This window comes from Anaerobacillus sp. QJM3NY_32 (assembly GCF_056173645.1).
The window spans coordinates 3405150-3422752 of the sequence record NZ_CM149684.1 but is presented as its reverse complement, the minus strand read 5'-3'; the positions used below and the strand labels follow the sequence as shown (position 1 = coordinate 3422752).

Here is a 17603-nt window from a genome sequence, read left to right as displayed (position 1 = left end):
ATGAATGTCCAGGACATTCGCAAGCAGTTTCCCATTTTACATCAAGAGGTAAATGGGAAACCTCTTGTTTACCTTGATAGTGCAGCAACGTCTCAGAAACCTACTCAAGTAATTGACGCAGTAGAGCGTTACTACAAGGAAATTAACTCAAACGTTCACCGTGGTGTTCATACGCTTGGAACACATGCGACAGATGCCTATGAAGGCGCACGTGAAAAGGTTCGTGAATTTATTCATGCTTCTTCAACAGAAGAAGTGATCTTTACTCGCGGAACAACCACAGCCCTTAATATGGTCGCTTCAAGCTATGGACGTGCAAATCTTCAAGAAGGTGATGAAGTTGTCATCACACCGATGGAGCATCACAGCAACATTATTCCATGGCAACAGGTTGTAAAAGCAACTGGAGCCACTCTAAAATATATTCCTCTTCAACCAGACGGAACAATTGCGCTGGAAGACGTTGAGAAAACGGTAACAGCAAACACAAAAATTGTTTCTGTTATGCAAGTTTCGAATGTGCTTGGGACAATTAACCCGATTAAAGAAATTGCCGCGATTGCGCACCGAAATGGCGCTGTTATGGTTGTTGATGGGGCTCAAAGCACCCCTCATATGAAGATTGATGTTCAGGATCTTGACTGCGATTTCTTTGCATTTTCTGGTCATAAAATGTGCGGACCTACTGGGATAGGCGTCCTCTACGGGAAGAAAAAGCTCCTTGAAAACATGGAGCCATTTGAATTCGGTGGAGAAATGATCGATTTTGTTGGTCTGTATGATTCGACATGGAAAGAGCTCCCTTGGAAATTTGAAGGGGGCACACCAATCATTGCAGGTGCGGTTGGTCTTGGAGCTGCGATTGATTTCTTAAATGAAATTGGCATGGACAACATCCAACAGCATGAAACTCATCTTGCTAAATATGCTATGCAGCAGTTATCAACTATCGAAGGCGTATCCATTTACGGACCTGAAAAACGTGCTGGGGTTGTCACTTTTAATAGTGATGACGTTCACCCACATGATGTGGCAACCGTACTTGACACAGAAGGCATCGCTGTCCGCGCTGGACACCATTGTGCTCAGCCACTAATGAAGTGGCTAGAGGTATCGGCTACTGCGCGTGCTAGCTTCTATTTATACAATACTGAAGAAGACGTGGATACGTTTGTAGCCGGATTACGAAAAGCAAAGGAGTTTTTCGGTAATGTCTTTTAATAATCTAGACCAGTTGTATCGACAGGTCATTATGGATCATTATAAAAATCCAAGAAATAAAGGGGAGCTTGAAGAAGGCGCCCTTAAAATAAACATGAATAACCCTACATGTGGAGATACAATTCAGCTTCAGCTGAAAGTAGATGATGGGAAGATTTCGGATGCGAAGTTTATTGGAGAAGGTTGCTCTATAAGCCTGGCATCAGCGTCGATGATGACACAGTCAGTTAAAGGACTTGAAGTTGATCAGGCCTTGAAGCTATCCGGTATTTTCTCTGATATGATGCAGGGGAAAGAATATGAAGAAGAAGATTTCGATCTAGGCGACATTGAAGCACTTCAAGGCGTTTCGAAGTTTCCTGCTCGTATTAAATGTGCAACACTCTCCTGGAAGGCAATGGAGAAGGGTTTCAAGGAACAGGATGAAGCTTAACCCGCTTCCAGGTGTTGTCACCGCTTCTTTTTCATACTAGAATGATGGAAAGAGAACATCAGCCAAACACTGACATGTGTAATGTCAAGGAGGGAAATAAAATGGCTAAAAAAATGCCTGAAGTTGGCGAATACCAATATGGTTTTAGTGATAAAGACGTTTCGATCTTCCGTTCAGAGCGTGGATTAACTCCTGAAATTGTAAAAGAAATTTCTCGCATGAAGGATGAACCACAGTGGATGCTTGACTTCCGCTTGAAATCGCTTGAACATTTCTACAGCATGCCAATGCCTCAATGGGGCGGAAACCTTGCTGATCTAGATTTTGATGAAATTACGTACTACGTAAAGCCTTCCGAGAAGTCTGAAAGATCATGGGATGAAGTACCAGAAGAAATCAAAGCGACATTTGATAAATTAGGTATCCCTGAAGCTGAGCAAAAATACCTTGCGGGTGTTTCTGCACAGTACGAATCTGAAGTAGTTTACCATAACATGCAAGAAGACCTTGAGAACATGGGGATTGTGTTTAAAGATACAGATACTGCACTTAAAGAGAACGAAGATCTTTTTAAAGAGTATTTTGCGAAAACAATTCCTCCAACGGATAACAAGTTCTCAGCTCTTAACTCTGCTGTATGGTCAGGTGGTTCATTCATCTACGTTCCTAAAGGTGTGAAAGTCGATACGCCTCTACAAGCATACTTCCGAATTAACTCTGAGAACATGGGTCAGTTCGAGCGTACGCTTATCATCGCTGATGAAGGTTCTTCTGTACATTACGTTGAAGGTTGTACTGCACCGGTTTATACAACTAACTCTCTACACAGTGCTGTAGTTGAGATCATTGTTAAGAAGGATGCATACTGCCGTTATACGACGATTCAGAACTGGGCTAACAACGTGTTTAACCTTGTTACGAAGCGTGCAGTTGCGGAAGAAAATGCTACGATGGAATGGATCGATGGTAACATTGGTTCCAAACTTACAATGAAGTATCCAGCTGTTATCTTAAAGGGTGAAGGCGCTCGTGGTATGACGCTTTCCATCGCTCTTGCTGGTAAAGGACAGCACCAGGATGCTGGCGCTAAGATGATTCATTTAGCACCTAACACTTCTTCGACAATTGTTTCGAAATCTATTTCAAAACAAGGCGGTAAAGTAACATATCGTGGTATCGTTCACTTTGGCCGTAAAGCGGAAGGTGCTCGCTCAAACGTTGAGTGTGATACGCTTATCATGGATAACGAGTCTACTTCTGATACAATTCCTTACAATGAAATCCTAAACGATAACATTTCACTTGAACACGAAGCGAAAGTATCGAAGGTTTCTGAAGAGCAGCTCTTCTATCTGATGAGCCGTGGCGTATCTGAAGAAGAAGCAACTGAAATGATCGTAATGGGCTTCATCGAGCCATTTACGAAAGAACTTCCTATGGAATATGCGGTTGAAATGAACCGTCTCATTAAATTTGAGATGGAAGGTTCAATCGGTTAAGCTTCCATTTTAAACGAACCGGATCTTCCGGTTCGTTTTTTATATGTGAAAGTGTAAAGGGCTAAATTCTAATTGTTATTTCAAAATAGTATGAGGGATTTTCACTTGCTATTTTCGGGTAATGATATGAGAATAGAGAAAGAGAATCGAGATGAGAGGAAGAATTGCATGATTTACATAGGCGTAACAGGGTGGGGAGACCATGATGATCTTTACCCACCAGGTGTAAAAAGCAATGAAAAACTTTCGATATATGGTTCGCACTTTCCTACTGTTGAAGTTGATTCGTCCTTCTATGCTGTGCAACCAGAACGTAATTTTCAGAAATGGGTAGATGAGACACCAGAAGGGTTTCGGTTTGTCGTTAAGGCTTACCAGGGTATGACTGGCCATCAACGTGGGGATATTCCCTTTGAAACAAGAGATGAAATGTTTCAAGCTTTCAAGGAATCGGTTCGTCCCCTGCGAAATGCAGGAAAGCTTGCGATGGTGCTTTTTCAATTTCCTCCCTGGTTTGATGTGAATAAAGATAATGTTAACATCTTGAGGGACTGTAAACAGCGGATGGGAGATATTCCATGTGCGGTAGAATTTCGACATCAGTCCTGGTATCATGAAGCTTTTCGTGATAAGACGCTCTCATTTCTAGAGGAACAGGGTTTTATCCATACGATTTGCGATGAGCCACAAGCTGGCGAGGGATCGGTTCCTTTAGTGATGGAAACCCTAAACCAGGATCAGGTCCTTGTCAGGTTACATGGTCGAAATACAAATGGATGGACGAATCCAGGTAATCGCCATAACTGGAGGGAAGTTCGGTATTTATATGATTATAATCAAGAAGAACTCTTACAATGGAAGGAACAAATATTAGAATTAGAACGACGATGTAAAAATGTATTTATTTTATTTAATAATAATTCAGGAGGTCATGCTGCTAATAATGCTAAGGAAATGATTCAAATGCTTGATATTGAGTACACGAATTTAAATCCGAAGCAACTTGATCTCTTTGATTTATAAGGAGTATACCTATGGTGACGTGGTTCTTATTATTTATCATTGGTCTATTAGCAGGTACGATTGGAAGCCTTGTCGGTCTTGGGGGAGGCATTATTATCGTTCCTGTTCTTCTCATTATCGATCAATATACGAACTGGCTTTCTGATTTAACGCCTCAGAAAATTGTAGGTAGCTCGATCGTTGTCCTCGTCGTGATCGGTCTTTCCTCTACACTTGCTTACATGAAAAAGAAAAGCGTTGATTATAAAAGCGGAGCGCTTTTTTTTCTAGGAAGTGGACCAGGGGCTATTCTAGGGGCGTGGCTAAATAAATTTATTCAGGTTGATTATTTTTCCATTTATTTTGGGGTATTTATGGTGCTTGTTTCCATATTATTAATGGTAAGGAACCGTTTACGCCCTATGAAACTAAATGGTCAATTTGAACGAACGTATACGGATCCGAATGGGACAGAGATGAACTATAACTTTTCTGCCGTAGCAGCTGTTATTGTTTCATTTATCGTTGGGGTCATTTCAGGTCTATTCGGAATTGGTGGCGGCTCACTTATGGTTCCTGCCATGATTCTACTATTTGGTTTTCCAACATCGGTTGCTGTTGCAACCTCCATGTTTATGATTTTTCTTTCAAGTATAACGGGTACCCTGACGCATTTAGCACTTGGTAACATTCAGTGGTTTTTACTAATCGGTCTCATTCCAGGTGCATGGATTGGAGCAAAATGCGGTTCATTTATTAATCAGAAACTTTCGGACAAATCAGTGGTTGTTATTTTACGATGGATGTTAATTATTGTAGGTGTCCGATTAATCTGGCAGGGAACGATGGGATAAGAAAGGAAGAGTGTCTTGACTTCTAGAACATTACAATTTTATTATACAAACGATCTTCACAGTCATTTCGCAAATTGGTCAAAAGTCTCTTCATATTTGAAAGAGAAGAAGCGAATGCATGAGCTTCAAGGGACACCTTATCTCCTTCTTGATTTAGGAGATCACTCTGATAAGGTGCATCCAATGACAGAAGGAACTGTCGGGAAAGGTAACGTTCAGTTACTAAATGAGCTGGAATATGATTATGCCACTATCGGTAACAATGAGGGTATTACGTTTTCAAAAAAAGAACTAGAAGAGCTTTATTCAGACGCTAAGTTCGGTGTAATTGTCGCCAATCTCTATCACCAAGATGGTACAAGGCCTTCCTGGGCTGTGCCTTATAAGATCCATGAGTTAAATGGCATTAAAGTAGGAATTATTGGTGTTACCATCCCTTATGAACAATTCTACTCACTACTTGGATGGCAGATAGATTCTCCTTTCCATTTCTTACAGTCCCTCATTGATGAAGTACGCAGTCAATCAGATGTTGTCGTATTGATGTCTCATATGGGCTTAGGTAATGATGAACAGCTAGCAAGGGAAATGAATGGGATTGACGTTATTATTGGAGCCCATACCCATCATGTGCTGAAGCATGGCATGCTTGTAGAGGATACGCTTATTACTCAGTCTGGTAAAAACGGGAATTACGTTGGAGAAGTTTCGATTTGTTTTGATATGGAAACAAAGAAAGTGATTGAGAAGGAAGCATATGCGATAACCGTCCGGAATCGTAAAGAAGACGAGGAAGCGAAGGCGATGATTCAACAACTAAGTATCGATGCACATAAGATGCTTGAAGAGGTCGTCTGTCGTCTTGAACAGCCTCTTGAATCTGAATGGTTTCAACGCTCGGTTCTAGCTGATGAGTTAGCTGCCGCTCTTAGAGAGTGGTGTGGAGCGGATATTGGCATGATTAACGCTGGTATGTTGCTTGATGGGTTACCAGAAGGAAATGTATCAAGAGAAGACCTTCATCGCATTTGCCCTCATCCTGTTAATCCTTGCAAAGTGGTGCTAAAAGGAAGCGAGTTACGAGAAATCATTTCTTATTCTATGTCAGATGAAATAGTGAATTTAAGTTTTAAAGGTCTCGGTTTCCGAGGAGAGGTAATGGGGATCATGGCATTCGATGGGCTTGAGGTTACCTCTGTCAAAATGGACGACGGCCTCTATCATGTAACAGATGTTTTTCACAACGGAAATAAGCTTGTTTCTGATGAAGAATATGCCGTTGCCACGGCTGATATGTTCACATTTGGGAAATTCTATCCTCAAATGAAGCATGCTAAAAAGAAATACTTTTTACCTGAAATGCTTCGAGATCTCCTTGCATGGCGTTTAGAAAATAGACATTAAAACTTTCAGTGTTTGATTGTCAAACATGCTCTTTGTCTCATATAGATATAGTGATATTCATTCAGGTCAGGAGGCGGGAATGACGTGATCACTATGTCACCAATCATGATTGACGGTCATCCTTTTACAGCGGTCAGTATGCAGCTTCCGAAAACGAATTTTCTAGCGGTCATGAATGACAATGGGTATATCATGTGCGGCGCACTCGATGTAGCCTTACTTAATGAAAAGTTAAGTGACCGAAAGATTATCGCAGGAAGAGCTGTTGGTGTACGGTCTATTGAACAACTGCTTGATGCACCGCTCGAATCTGTTACGCTTGAAGCAGAAGCGCGAGGCATTACGATTGGAACTAAGGGTAGAGACGCGATGCTTAAGATGATGTGAAGAAAGCCGTAGCAGTTGCTACGGCTTTCTTTTCGATTATGAAACATTTAATAGCTTGAATTTGGCTCTTTCTAGGAAATTGTCCATACTTCTCTTCTCCATGGCATATACATGAAGAAGAGAAGGGAGGGTTCATGTTGTTTCGAACTCGTAGAAAATTCTTTAGAAAGGGGCCGCTTCCCTTTCGATATGTTTTTGTCATCTCCTTTATTATTTTTATCTTTACTACTGTTCAAGGATTATGGATTGTTAATAAAGGAATTGAACCAAGCTTAATCAGTATTGCTGAAACAAAAACACGTCAAGTTGCTGCGCAAGCAATAAATGATGCCATTTCAAAGAAGATCGCAGACGGTATTGACGTTGAGAATTTAATTATCGTTCATGGTAATGATTCCGAAAGAGTACCAAGTTATAGCTTTAACTCGCAAGTTTATAATCGATTGATCTCAGAGGCCACAGAACGAGTTCAAACTTACTTAGATTATGTTGAAGCTGGTGATTTAGATAAGCTGGAAACCTTTAAGAATGATGTAGATATCGATTACGAAGGTACCGAAAATCAACAAGGAATCGTATACTCCATACCTTTAGGGATGGCTACAAATAATGTTCTTCTTTCAAATTTTGGGCCGAGGATTCCAGTACGGTTTGAAATGATTGGAGATGTGGTCTCTAATATTGATACAAAGGTGAAAGAAACGGGAATTAACAACACGTATCTTGAAGTGTATATCAATATTAAAGTTGAGATGAACGTAATTATTCCTTTCTCTACAAAGAATACTGAAGTTTCGAACTCTGTAAAAATTGGAGATTTATTTATTCAGGGAGACGTTCCTTATTATTATAATGGTGATAATGGAAATGGTGGAAATCCATCGATCGTTTTGCCGAAGCCAGATTAAGAAAAGGAGGCCATTAACCAGCTTCAATGTTCAATGTCGATAGCTAAAAAAATGGTTCCCTTCTAATAGAAATATCTCTGGAATAATCTACAATTGCACAAACAACGAAAGTAAGGTATACTTTAAAACTGAACTTAATATTGTTCCTTATCTTATACGATGAGGTAGAGGAGCAGATCCTCATGAGTACGTGTTGGGAGAATGACACCAATGATCAGCATCGAAAGGGAGATCTGCCGAAGCATAAATAACGGTCACATTATTTGTGTTGGGGCGACATTGAAGAAGTGTCGAACTGTCATTATGAGTCTAACTTGTAATGGAGAACTACTGATCGGGGTGGACACTTAACATTGACTCGGTGAAGCGAGCAATGATAGGACCAATCCTATCATTGCTCGCTTTTTTGCGTTCAAACACGACGAGAAGGCTGAGGGATAGGCGTCCATTCCGGTTATGATGACCAATCATTTATTAGGAGGATATTCATGGAGAATTCAGTTCTATCCATTATTCCACCACTCGTAGCTTTGCTAATGGTAGTGGTGACTAGAAAAGTGCTTCCTTCTTTAGGAGTAGGCATTATTCTTGGTGCGCTAATGATCAACAATTGGAGTGTACCAAATTCATTAGAAGAAATTTATACAATCGTAAAAGGGATCTTCATTGATTCCGAGAGCGGTGGTTTAAATACTTGGAACATGTACATTATTTTCTTCCTGCTTTTATTAGGGATGATGACGGCCTTTATTTCGATATCAGGTGGAAGTCGCGCATTTGGCGAGTGGGCCATGAAACGCGTGAAAACAAGAGTAGGCGCACAGATTGTCACAGCGGTATTTGGTATTATTATTTTTATTGATGATTACTTTAATTCGCTCGCAGTTGGGAACGTAAGTAGACCGATTACGGACAGGCACAATGTTTCAAGGGCAAAGCTTGCCTATATCATTGATTCAACTGCAGCACCAATGTGTATTATTTCACCTATTTCAAGCTGGGGCGCTTATATCATCGCGTTAATTGGTGGTGTATTAGCAACGCATAGCATTACAGGTGTTGGCGCGTTAGAAGCTTTTATAAGAATGATTCCAATGAATTTGTATGCTCTCTTTGCACTTGCGATGGTGTTCTTTGTTAGTTATTTTGACATTAATCTTAAGGCAATGAGAGTACATGAAGACCGTGCACAGAAAACAGGAGAAGTGCTTGATCCGAATCAAGGTGCCGTACCTGGTCAAACATCAGGACTACCTGAAAGTGAGAAGGGGAAAGTAGCTGATCTTGCATGGCCTATTATTATGCTAATTGCTGGTACTGTGACGTTTATGGTCATCACAGGAATTCAGGCTGTTAGCGGAACGGATACAGCCGTGACAGCTTTGTCTGTCTTTGAAAATACAGACGTTGCTGCTTCTCTCCTTTATGGTGGAATCATTGGACTTATAACTTCTCTCCTCTTCTTCTTTCCAAAACGAATGGGTGGAGCGGTTCTTGGAAAAGGAATTTGGGAAGGCATTAAATCAATGCTTCCAGCCGTATACATTCTTTTCTTTGCATGGACATTGATTGAAATTATCGGCTCACTAGGGACTGGTAAGTATCTTGCAGGACTTGTTAATGACCACATTGTGATTGGCTTCTTACCAGCTATTTTGTTCCTACTTGCAGGTGTTATGGCGTTTGCAACGGGAACTTCGTGGGGAACATTTGGCATTATGCTTCCGATCGCAGGAGAGATTGCTGCTGCTACGGATCCTACCTACATGCTTCCTGTACTTGCCGCTGTTCTTGCAGGAGCTGTATTTGGAGATCACTGCTCACCAATTTCGGATACAACAATTCTTTCTTCAACAGGCGCGGGTAGTCACCATATCGATCATGTGATGACACAGTTGCCTTATGCATTGCTCGTTGCAGGTATTTCGTTACTAGGATATCTGGTTCTTGGCTTTACTGGTAGTTCCATTCTTGGTCTTGTGGCAACAGCGATTCTATTCGGATTATTAATTTTCATGCTAAAAGGAAAATATGCCAACAGACCAGTTGAAATGGCAAATCATTAATCAAACAGGAGGATATTCCTCCTGTTTTTTTATGTATTTTCACAAAAATAGAGAGATTTATATAGAAAATTGAACGATTCATACGAAAAATGTAAAAAGATTGTTTTGACAAGGACATACGTACTAGATATACTATAAACAAAATAATCTGAATTTACTTAAAAGTCTTAACCTTTTTCTGGAAGGGGGCTTATGGTGAAAAAGGTTAACATTTGTCTAAGGGGGTAATTTATTTGGAAAATCGTGCGCAATGGGGGACAAGGGCTGGTTTTATATTAGCCGCAGTTGGTTCAGCAATAGGTCTAGGGAACATTTGGAGATTTCCGGCCGTAGCCTATGACAACGGTGGTGGAGCATTTTTTATTCCTTATTTATTTGCATTATTAACAGCCGGAATCCCAATTCTTATTCTTGAATTTACATTGGGTCATAAATTCCGTGGATCCGCACCACTTTCGTTCTTTCGAATGAATAAGAAGATGGAATGGCTTGGGTGGTGGGGCGTTATCGTTGCATTCGTCATCTCCACATACTACGCGGTAATTATTGCGTGGGCCATCTCTTATAGCTATTTTGCATTTAATCAAAGTTGGGGTTCTGATACAGAAGCATTCCTCTTCAATGATTATCTGAAATTAACGGTTGATCCTGGACAAACAGGTAGTATCGTACCAGGCGTATTTCTCCCATTAATTGCAGTATGGATCATTACACTTGGCGTACTTCTTGCAGGTGTTAAAAAGGGAATTGAGCGTGCTAATAAAATTTTCATTCCTACATTAATTATTCTTTTCTTAATCATTGTGATTCGAGCAGTGACACTGCCTGGTGCTGCTGAAGGTCTAAATGCATTCTTTACACCGAATTTTGACAGCATTACTTCAGGAAGTGTTTGGGTTGCTGCATACGGACAAATTTTCTTCAGTTTATCCATTGCTTTTGCTATTATGATTACTTATTCTAGTTACTTACCTAAGAAATCAGATATTACGAATAACGCGTTTATTACTGGTTTTGGTAACTCGGCGTTTGAACTTCTAGCAGGTATTGGGGTATTCTCAGCGCTTGGATTTATGGCTCAGCAGCAGGGGCTTAGCGTTGGCGAAGTAGTGAGCGGTGGCGTAGGACTAGCCTTCGTTGTCTTCCCTCAAATTATCAATGAGTTCCCAGCTTTGAACGGGTTGTTCGGATTCTTATTCTTTGCTTCACTTGTACTTGCAGGTTTGTCTTCGCTCATTTCCATTTCAGAAACATATGTTGCAGGTGTTTCTGAGAAGTTCGGAATTTCTCGTACGAAAGCTGTTCTAATTGGTGGAGGGATTTCCTCTATTATCTCGATTCTGTTTGCAACGCAGGGCGGATTGTTCTTCCTTGACGCAGCTGACTACTTTATTAACCAGTTCGGAATTGCCTTTGTAGGACTAGTGGAAGTCGTTGTTGTAGCATGGGTACTTCGTGAGCTTAATACGCTTGAGTCACATGCAAACGGCATTTCAGACATTTCACTGAAGTACTGGTGGAAAGCTTGTCTTGGAGTCATTACTCCTCTCGTACTTGGTTATATGATGTTCGATCTCTTTAAGACAAATCTTCTTCGTCAGTTTGATACACCGACTGGGAACTATGAAGGCTACTCAAACGGCTTTATTCTTTATAGTGGCTGGGCTGTCGCAGGATTCGCCCTTCTGGTTGGAATTCTATTCAGCCTAAAGAAATGGGACGCTAAAGCTGAACAGCAAAAGTATAAGGAGGTAAGCTAATATGGGTGGTAGCGCGATTTTCATGATGGTAGTTGGAATGGTTATTATATGGGGTGGTCTTGCGGCTAGCATTTTGAATGCTGTAAGAGTATCAAAAAAACAATAGAACATAAAAAGAAGAACTAGCGAGCTAGTTCTTCTTTTTTGCTTACTTTTTGTTGCGTATTCGTTCCTGTCGTTCCCAGAGCCTCAACGAAGGATAGGGATCATACGACCATTCTGTTCTTCCGTTGTCTTTATAGATGCCATAGTGAAGATGTGGCGGGAACTTTCCAGCCGTTCCTTTTGGTCCATATCCAGAGCTACCAACATACCCAATGATTTCACCTGGCTGTACAACATGACCTTTCTCAATGCCTTTTTCAAACCCATTTAGGTGAGCATAGTAGTGGTAATTGCCATCGATATCCCGAATCCCGATCCGCCATCCACCGTATTCATTCCACCCCTTCGTTTCGACAGTTCCGTAACTTGTCGCTTTCACTCCAACACCATAAGAAGCGAAAATATCTGTTCCTTCGTGAATTCGAAGTCCGCCCCAGCCACGTCGATCGCCCCAAGTGCTTCGGTAACTATAGTTTGCGTGAAGTGGTACGGGAAAAGCATGCTTATCGAGTTTAAGCGTTTTGAATGTATGATAAACAGCACTATTACTTGTAATCGTCCTTACTGCCTGGTCACGATGATAATAATCCCAAAGACCAATTTGAATATCTTCTAAAGAACTTCCATATTGTTGTATGAAAGACCCAATTGTATAAAGTAGATCTTCGTCATTAGTACGCTCGGCTTTGCCATCTCCATTGCCATCGAGGCCAATTCCATTAAAGAACGATATCGAGATAGGATCGTGATCTTCTTTATTTGGATTCGTACTCCCAGACCATTTCTCAGGCGTAATATAGATAGCTATTGCACCTTTTTCACGAGGAATATCTTTTTGTGAGCGCCTAATGCTTCGTTCATATTGATCAATACCAGCATAGATGTACCAGGGGACCTGTGTGACGGCTTCCATCTTATGAAATAACATCTTCCGTTCGCTTCTTAGTTTATCTTCGTCTATATCAGCAGCTCGAACGTTTATAGGGATGAGGAAGAAAAGAATAAGGATAAGAAAACTATATTTTCTCAAGTGTTTCTTCTCCTTTCGTAATTTGTCATTACACTTAGTTTGGTTTTCCGTGCGTAAATCATTAGAACTAAATAATGGAAGGTCTAAAGTCTTAATCCTCAATAGATTCACACTTTTTATAGAAAAGAATGAGTTACCTATGGTATTCTTTATTACAGAAAAGTAATAGGTGAGGTGAGTGTAGTGAGTAAGAAAGAAGAATATTTAAGAAAACCAGAGTGGTTGAAAATAAAACTAAATACAAACGAAAATTATAAAGGCTTAAAAAAGATGATGCGCGAGAAAAAGTTACATACGGTCTGTGAGGAAGCGAGTTGTCCGAATATTCATGAATGTTGGGCTGTTCGTAAGACGGCAACCTTTATGATTCTTGGTGATGTTTGTACTCGTGCATGCCGTTTCTGTGCAGTAAAAACTGGTCTTCCAACTGAGCTTGATTGGGCAGAGCCTGAACGCGTTGCGGATTCCGTTGAACAGATGGGACTAAAACACGTGGTCATTACCGCTGTAGCACGAGATGATTTAAAAGATGGTGGTGCGGCTGTTTTTGCTGAAACCGTACGTGCTATTCGTCGTAAAAATCCGTTCTGTTCGATCGAAGTTCTTCCATCCGACATGGGTGGCCAATATGAAGCGCTTGAAACACTCATGGATGCGAAACCGGATATTATGAACCACAATATCGAAACAGTGGAGCGCCTAACGCCAAGAGTGAGAGCACGCGCAAAATATCGTCGTACACTAGAGTTTCTTCAGCGTGCAAAAGAAATGAATCCTGAGATTCCGACTAAATCCAGCATCATGCTAGGATTAGGTGAAACAAAAGAGGAAATCATTCAAACACTTGATGATCTTCGTGCACATGATGTTGATATTGTTACACTTGGACAATACTTACAACCATCGAAAAAGCATTTAAAAGTAGAAAAATACTGGACGCCTCAAGAGTTTCTGGAGCTAAAAGATATCGCACTGGAAAAAGGCTTTAAACACTGTGAATCTGGTCCAATGGTTCGTTCGTCTTATCATGCTGACGAGCAAGTAAATGCAGCCAAGCAAGCTTCGAAGTAATGGATAAGTAATTAGAAAGATAAAAAATCGGCCTTTATCGGGCCGATTTTTTTACTTCGACATCATTTCTTTTCCATCTGTATCATTTAAGTCTTCATTCATTTCGCCCTTCATCTCACCGTTCTCATTCTCTCCATCACTTACTTTTTTCCCTTGTGGCGCTTTCTTCATTTTGGCAATCGTTTCTTCTATGCTCTTCTCGAGTTCTCCATTTGCAGTGGAGGCATTTTGATATCGCTCGACCTCAGCAATCATTCCTTCTTCGTCAGAAACATAGACGTGATAATATCTTGGAATGACAGAAAGAGCCGTTTTCTTTACTTGATCCGCAGTGGCATCACGATCTTTTGTTGTTGTTTTATAGCCAATGAGAACTTCTTCATCTGTTACTAGCGTTGCGACATCATTGACATAAGGTAAAACAATTGCCATTGAACCGATCATATCTGACATACGATCACGATCAAGGTAGGCAATGTTCTCGGGTTGTTTTTGAGAATTCATGTTGTTTGTATTTCGTGTATGACGCACATATCCAAAGCCACCCTTTTTGGACTTTTCCTGAGAGTTAGCGGTGTTCATACCGTATTCATCGGGATCCGTTTTAACAGGTGTTAAATCTGCGTGGTCAAAGGAATCTGTTGCATTTTCTCCCTGGCATGCCCCAAGTCCTAATACGAGTGGCAGTATGAGCAGAATTTGTTTTTTCAATAACCTTCACCTCCATACTGTTATCATGACCGAACTCTGTTCCTTTTTTACTGGTATTACTTGGACAAATCGAATAAAAAAGGTATCATAAGACTAATGAGCCCATTTTGAAATGAGGGATAAAGAATGATAAAAGTAAATCAACATACGTTTGAGTTGATGAAGGATGAAAGAGAAGGTTGGAACGAAGAAGCTTTTCTTGCTCGATATAGTGAGATTCTGGATAAATATGATTACATTGTTGGGGATTGGGGCTATGGTCAGCTTAGATTAAAAGGATTCTTTGAGGACCGTAACCAAAAAGCAACTTTCGATACAAAATTCAGCACGGTGCTTGATTATTTATATGAATACTGCAACTTCGGCTGCCCTTATTTTGTATTAAAGAAGCAGAAGAAGGAAAAACCGAAGAAACAACAACAAGAAGCATAAGCCCTATGGGCTTATGCTTTGTATGGTTTTTCGGAGTCTTTTTCTGGATCATCGTGTGGTGGATGTGAGCCAGGGTCCTGACGAGGTAAATGTTGGTGAAGATTTTTATTTTCGTAATTAAATGCACTATAGGAACGCTGCCCTTCTCGCCAAGGTGAGGTTTTACCGAGCTTTTTATTCACCGGTGAACCGTATGGACCTTCTGGCGTATCTTCAGGGAGGACGTAATTTCGCCCTTTCTCTACGTTAGCGAAGTCTTGATAATCTTCTTCATCAAACATGAATAAACACCACCTTTAGGAGGTAGTGTATTCATTGTCTGATAAAATATTAGTGACTTAAGACTTCTCTCAAGAAGTTGCGAAGTTCTTCAGCATCTTCTTCATTGAGAGAGTAGGCATGCTCGAGATTTCCAGGCTCATTTAGATCATCGTGGCCGATAATTGCAAATTTGCCTCCTTGAATATCGAGGACTAACGATTTTCCATAAAAGCGATCTGATTTTACAATACAAAGGTCAAACCGATGATTGCTTCCCATAAAGCAGACGAACCTGGCTTCAGTGGCCTCCTGTTCGTCGTAGATGAGTCGTTCATCTTCCATCATAGCACCCTCCTTTTCTAGTTAACGCTATCATACCATCTTATGAGGCGTTCTCATACAAGCTTTCATTAGAAAATGTAAGCCGTTGCATTTTAAGATATGATAAAATGAAGAGAAGTATTTAATACCGTTTCAGAAAATGGTGATTGAATCATAAGTGTTAGAGGCAGGTGCATGAGTATGTATTTTGTGGATCGTAAGAAAATAGAAGAACAGCTGGTTTATTTCGATAAAATGATTGTTCTCATGAAGGAAAGTTCTTTTCAAACAGAACTTCATTTTCTCGGATTAGAGCGAATTCATCACGTTGTCATTGAGAGCATGATTGATGTGGGGAACAGCATCATTGATGGGTTCATTATGCGAGATCCCGGGAGCTATGAAGATATTATTGAAATTCTAGCTGATGAAAAAGTAATTTCAACTGAAAATACTATTATGTTAAAAGAAGTCGTGGCCATGAGAAAACCACTAATGCAGCAATATGTTATGCTTGATCATGAAGCGTTGGAGCAAAATCTTCGGAAAAACCTCAGTGCACTAGAGCAGTTTCCTACTGATATAAGAACATACTTAAATCAAGAATTAGGGGCTGTTTCAGCTTTTCTTCCAGATAATGAAGATTGATGTTAAGGTAAACACACATTGTAAAGAAAGTAAGGTGTTTTTGATGAAAAGAGTAAGAAACGAGCAGCTGACATCTTTCATTCAAAACCCGAATATATGAACCGCTTTCATCAATGAAAGCGGTTTTCTTATGGATTGGATAAGTAGAAGGAGGATAAAAAGAACATGAAAAACTATAAAGGCTATTTAATTGATCTAGATGGTACGATGTATCGGGGCACTGAAAAAATTCACGAAGCAGTCGAGTTCGTGAAGCGTTTAAAGGAAGCAAATATTCCCTATTTATTTGTGACGAACAATTCATCAAAACGGAAAGAACAAGTTTCTGGTAAGCTTGAGACGTTTGGTGTACCATGTACGCCAGATCACGTGTTTACAACAAGCATGGCAACAGCAAGTTATATCTCTAATAAGAAGCAAGATGCTTCGGTTTATGTGATTGGAGAAGAAGGCATTCGCGATGCCTTAACGGATGAAGGTTTAATGATTCAAGACGACAATCCAGACTATGTTGTCGTTGGGATTGACCGTTCAATCACATACGAAAAATTTGCGAAGGCGTGCATTGCCGTTCGAAACGGAGCTACTTTTATATCGACAAACGGAGATATTGCGATTCCAACTGAACGAGGATTGTTACCCGGTAATGGTTCATTGACGGCAGTCGTGACTGTTTCAACGGAAGTAGACCCTATTTTTATTGGGAAGCCTGAACCTATTATTATGGAACAAGCTCTTGCTCAACTTGGAACACCGAAAGAAGAGACGTTGATGGTTGGGGACAATTATCGCACCGATATTCTTGCAGGCATCAATGCCGGTTTGGATACATTGCTTGTTCATACAGGTGTAACAACGAAAGAACACTTGTTATCAGTCGAAAAGCAACCAGAGTACACAGCTCTTACGCTAGATGAATGGCAAATATAAAAACGCCCATTGGGCGTTTTTATATTTGCCGTTATTCTGTTTTTTGAGCTCTATGGGCAAGTCGACTAGATGCAGCTGCCGCAATAGCTCCCACAATATCGTCAAGGTAGGTATGGCATGCACCACTGGATTTATCATTTAACTTTTCGAGAATACCAGGCTTTTGTTTATCGATAAAACCATAGTTCGTAAGGCCAATCGATCCGTATACATTTACAATTGAAAGAGCGATGATTTCGTCTACTCCATATAGACCTTCATCTTTCATTAATATATCTTGTAGAGGCTGATCAAGCAGTTTTCTTTCCGTAAGTTCGTCAAGCTGAATTCCCGTGAGCACTGCATTTTGCACTTCTCTTTTTGAAAGTACACGTTCTACATTTTGTATGCAAGTTTCCATTTCAAGGTTAGGGTGATATTTTTCTTGGAGATAGAAAACAAGGTCTGCGATATCTTTGATCTCGACACCACGTTCTTTTAATTTACTTCTCGCTGCTTGTTCTACAAGGTCCATAGGTTCTTGGCCCATTCTTGTCCCACCTAACTTTATAGTAAATTGG

Annotated in this window: 20 protein-coding genes and 1 riboswitch; of the genes, 15 read left to right on the top strand and 5 right to left on the bottom strand. The window is 40.4% G+C overall.

From position 1 onward, the window contains the following. From AC0VYH_RS17775 to AC0VYH_RS17725, 11 genes are all read left to right on the top strand, one after another. Nucleotides 1-1221: a cysteine desulfurase gene (locus AC0VYH_RS17775; RefSeq protein WP_430246989.1), complete on the top strand. Its 1221-nt coding sequence runs from the start codon at nt 1-3 to the stop codon at nt 1219-1221. Beyond that, the gene (gene sufU / locus AC0VYH_RS17770) at nt 1211-1654 is read left to right on the top strand and encodes a Fe-S cluster assembly sulfur transfer protein SufU (RefSeq protein ID WP_430246986.1); all 444 of its coding nucleotides are present in this window, start codon (nt 1211-1213) and stop codon (nt 1652-1654) included. Before AC0VYH_RS17775 ends, sufU begins: the two co-directional genes overlap by 11 nt. Nucleotides 1655-1755: 101 nt before the next feature. Beyond that, nucleotides 1756-3153 carry a Fe-S cluster assembly protein SufB gene (sufB, locus tag AC0VYH_RS17765; protein WP_194218983.1) on the top strand — a complete coding sequence of 466 codons (1398 nt, stop codon included), beginning with the start codon at nt 1756-1758 and terminating at the stop codon, nt 3151-3153. Nucleotides 3154-3321: 168 nt separating this feature from the next. Then, nucleotides 3322-4176: a DUF72 domain-containing protein gene (locus tag AC0VYH_RS17760; RefSeq protein ID WP_475365732.1), complete on the top strand. Its 855-nt coding sequence runs from the start codon at nt 3322-3324 to the stop codon at nt 4174-4176. Nucleotides 4177-4187: 11 nt separating this feature from the next. Next, entirely contained in the window at nt 4188-5009 is an 822-nt protein-coding gene (locus tag AC0VYH_RS17755) for a sulfite exporter TauE/SafE family protein (protein WP_430246987.1), read from the top strand. A 15-nt stretch (nt 5010-5024) separates the two neighbouring features. Then, complete coding sequence (locus AC0VYH_RS17750) at nt 5025-6413, top strand: bifunctional metallophosphatase/5'-nucleotidase (RefSeq protein ID WP_475372846.1); 1389 nt, start codon at nt 5025-5027, stop codon at nt 6411-6413. A 93-nt stretch (nt 6414-6506) separates the two neighbouring features. Beyond that, complete coding sequence (locus AC0VYH_RS17745; protein ID WP_430246990.1) at nt 6507-6800, top strand: YunC family protein; 294 nt, start codon at nt 6507-6509, stop codon at nt 6798-6800. A 137-nt stretch (nt 6801-6937) separates the two neighbouring features. Beyond that, nucleotides 6938-7708: a sporulation protein YunB gene (yunB, locus tag AC0VYH_RS17740; RefSeq protein ID WP_475372845.1), complete on the top strand. Its 771-nt coding sequence runs from the start codon at nt 6938-6940 to the stop codon at nt 7706-7708. A 157-nt stretch (nt 7709-7865) separates the two neighbouring features. Then, nucleotides 7866-8046, top strand: a riboswitch (Lysine riboswitch). A 150-nt stretch (nt 8047-8196) separates the two neighbouring features. Next, nucleotides 8197-9774 (top strand): Na+/H+ antiporter NhaC family protein, encoded by a 1578-nt coding sequence (locus AC0VYH_RS17735; protein ID WP_475367896.1) that lies wholly within the window; start codon nt 8197-8199, stop codon nt 9772-9774. 233 nt (nt 9775-10007) lie between these two features. Then, a complete protein-coding gene (locus AC0VYH_RS17730) occupies nt 10008-11534 on the top strand; it encodes a sodium-dependent transporter (protein WP_475372844.1) in 1527 nt (508 codons plus the stop codon). A gap of 1 nt (nt 11535) precedes the next feature. Beyond that, a complete protein-coding gene (locus tag AC0VYH_RS17725; RefSeq protein ID WP_194218990.1) occupies nt 11536-11640 on the top strand; it encodes a methionine/alanine import family NSS transporter small subunit in 105 nt (34 codons plus the stop codon). 42 nt (nt 11641-11682) lie between these two features. Here the strand turns inward: AC0VYH_RS17725 and AC0VYH_RS17720 are convergent, their stop codons facing one another. After that, nucleotides 11683-12669, bottom strand: coding sequence for a M23 family metallopeptidase (locus AC0VYH_RS17720; protein WP_430241785.1), 987 nt, complete (start codon nt 12667-12669; stop codon nt 11683-11685). Nucleotides 12670-12852: 183 nt separating this feature from the next. Between AC0VYH_RS17720 and lipA the strand changes: the two genes are divergently transcribed. Then, nucleotides 12853-13740, top strand: coding sequence for a lipoyl synthase (lipA, locus tag AC0VYH_RS17715; RefSeq protein WP_475372843.1), 888 nt, complete (start codon nt 12853-12855; stop codon nt 13738-13740). Between the two features lie 51 nt (nt 13741-13791). Here the strand turns inward: lipA and AC0VYH_RS17710 are convergent, their stop codons facing one another. Beyond that, nucleotides 13792-14451 (bottom strand): YhcN/YlaJ family sporulation lipoprotein, encoded by a 660-nt coding sequence (locus AC0VYH_RS17710; protein WP_303535528.1) that lies wholly within the window; start codon nt 14449-14451, stop codon nt 13792-13794. A gap of 126 nt (nt 14452-14577) precedes the next feature. Here AC0VYH_RS17710 and AC0VYH_RS17705 point away from each other — a divergent pair, with 126 nt between their 5' ends. Further along, a complete protein-coding gene (locus AC0VYH_RS17705) occupies nt 14578-14883 on the top strand; it encodes a YutD family protein (protein ID WP_194218993.1) in 306 nt (101 codons plus the stop codon). Between the two features lie 11 nt (nt 14884-14894). On the opposite strand, the gene AC0VYH_RS17700 is transcribed toward AC0VYH_RS17705, so the two are convergent. Both AC0VYH_RS17700 and AC0VYH_RS17695 read right to left on the bottom strand, forming a co-directional pair. Beyond that, nucleotides 14895-15164 (bottom strand): hypothetical protein, encoded by a 270-nt coding sequence (locus tag AC0VYH_RS17700; protein ID WP_226615082.1) that lies wholly within the window; start codon nt 15162-15164, stop codon nt 14895-14897. Between the two features lie 49 nt (nt 15165-15213). Further along, nucleotides 15214-15486 carry a DUF3055 domain-containing protein gene (locus tag AC0VYH_RS17695; RefSeq protein ID WP_098444844.1) on the bottom strand — a complete coding sequence of 91 codons (273 nt, stop codon included), beginning with the start codon at nt 15484-15486 and terminating at the stop codon, nt 15214-15216. A 180-nt stretch (nt 15487-15666) separates the two neighbouring features. Here AC0VYH_RS17695 and AC0VYH_RS17690 point away from each other — a divergent pair, with 180 nt between their 5' ends. After that, nucleotides 15667-16113 (top strand): DUF86 domain-containing protein, encoded by a 447-nt coding sequence (locus AC0VYH_RS17690; protein ID WP_475373801.1) that lies wholly within the window; start codon nt 15667-15669, stop codon nt 16111-16113. A gap of 165 nt (nt 16114-16278) precedes the next feature. Next, nucleotides 16279-17043 carry a TIGR01457 family HAD-type hydrolase gene (locus AC0VYH_RS17685; RefSeq protein WP_475372842.1) on the top strand — a complete coding sequence of 255 codons (765 nt, stop codon included), beginning with the start codon at nt 16279-16281 and terminating at the stop codon, nt 17041-17043. Between the two features lie 31 nt (nt 17044-17074). Here AC0VYH_RS17685 and AC0VYH_RS17680 read toward each other — a convergent pair whose 3' ends face one another. Then, nucleotides 17075-17572 carry a phosphatidylglycerophosphatase A family protein gene (locus AC0VYH_RS17680; RefSeq protein ID WP_194218996.1) on the bottom strand — a complete coding sequence of 166 codons (498 nt, stop codon included), beginning with the start codon at nt 17570-17572 and terminating at the stop codon, nt 17075-17077. Nucleotides 17573-17603 lie beyond the last annotated feature (31 nt).